2 protein-coding genes are annotated in these 1392 nt (G+C 63.4%); both read left to right on the forward strand.

What is annotated here, in order from left to right; all coding sequences use genetic code 11:
• Positions 1–1181 (forward strand): IS1380-like element ISPme1 family transposase (locus ACFOMH_RS20550; protein WP_377746797.1); only part of this gene is annotated, 1181 nt, incomplete at its 5' end.
• A partial coding sequence (locus ACFOMH_RS20555; protein WP_377746799.1) for a hypothetical protein occupies positions 1172–1392 on the forward strand: 221 nt, incomplete at its 3' end. The genes ACFOMH_RS20550 and ACFOMH_RS20555, both read left to right, overlap by 10 nt.

A 1392-nucleotide genomic window follows, 5' to 3' on the forward strand; every position in this document is an offset into this window, starting at 1 on the left:
GCCGCACCGGGAAGAACACGCTCCATCGGCTTGACGGATTGTTCCGGCAATCGGTGTTCGGACGACTGGCCGGATACGAGGATGTGAACGATGCCGACCGCTTGGCCCTCGATCCCGTGATGCGTCAGGTCGTTGGCGGCAGGGCCGTCGAGGCGCAAGCTGCTTCGGCATCGCAGATGGGACGGTTCGAGACCGAGACGCTGGCTCTGGCCGCGAACCGGGCGGCGCTGGCCGATCTGAACGGCCAATGGATCGACCGGTTTCATGACCGCAACGGGTTGAAATACATCGTGCTGGACATGGACAGCTCGGTCAGCCCCACCCACGGCGATCAGGAAGGTGCTGCCTGGAACGGGCATTTCGACTGCACCTGCTATCACCCCATCTTCTTGTTCAACCAGTTTGGCATGCTGGAGCGCTGCGCCCTGCGTAACGGCAATGTCCACAGCGCCGATGGCTGGCGGGATGTCCTTGATCCCGTCATTGCCCGATATGCTGGCCGCGACCTTGGTGGACGCTTCTTCCGGGCCGACGCTGCCTACGCGATCCCCGCGATCTATATGCGGCTGGAAGAAGCCAGGTTCTTCTACGCCATCCGTCTGCCCGCCAACGCCGTCTTGCGCGAGAAGATCGCGCATCGGCTGACACGGCCCGTGGGACGGCCTTCGCTGACCAAGGTCAAACGGTTCTTCGAGGACTTCGAGTATCAGGCGGCGTCCTGGGACAAGCCGCGCCGCGTCATCGCCAAGATCGAATGGCATCCGGGCGAGCTGTTCCCCAAAGTCGGCTTCATCGTCACCAACCTGCCGATGGAGCCAGACTGGGTGGTGAGGTTCTACAACCAGCGCGGCACCGCAGAGCAGCACATCAAGGAAGGCAAATATGCCTTTCGCTGGACGCGGCTGTCATGCCGGAAGTTCCGGCACAACGAGGTGCGGCTGCAACTGCACGCGCTGGCCTACAACCTGGCAACCTTCCTGCGCTGCATCGAACTGCCCGAGGCCATGGCGGACTGGTCGTTGACCAGCCTGCAACTCAAGCTGATCAAGATCGGCGCCCGCGTCGTCCGCCACGCCCGCGCCATTACCTTCCAGTTGGCCGAGGTCGCCGTCACCGGCCCGATGGTGCGGGCCGTCCTTGCCGCCATCCGCCGTCTTCGAACGCCTCCGTCATGCGCATGACCACGATCCATGCCCAAGCTGAACGAAAGCGGCAGGACAGGTCCGTCTGCCGCGCGGAAAAGCGGCTCTGCCGGGCCAGAATGCTGCGGGTTCGAGGCTTGATCCACCCGACTTCGGCCGTTTGCGCGACGACAGACACCGCTCGGGGCGAAAAACGCTTGCCCAGCGAGCAAAATCAGGCGATCTTGAAGTCAAGCGGCAGGCCACTTGG

The sequence above is a fragment of the Paracoccus mangrovi genome, assembly GCF_042648425.1.
In the GTDB taxonomy this organism is placed as follows: Bacteria; Pseudomonadota; Alphaproteobacteria; order Rhodobacterales; family Rhodobacteraceae; genus Paracoccus; species Paracoccus mangrovi.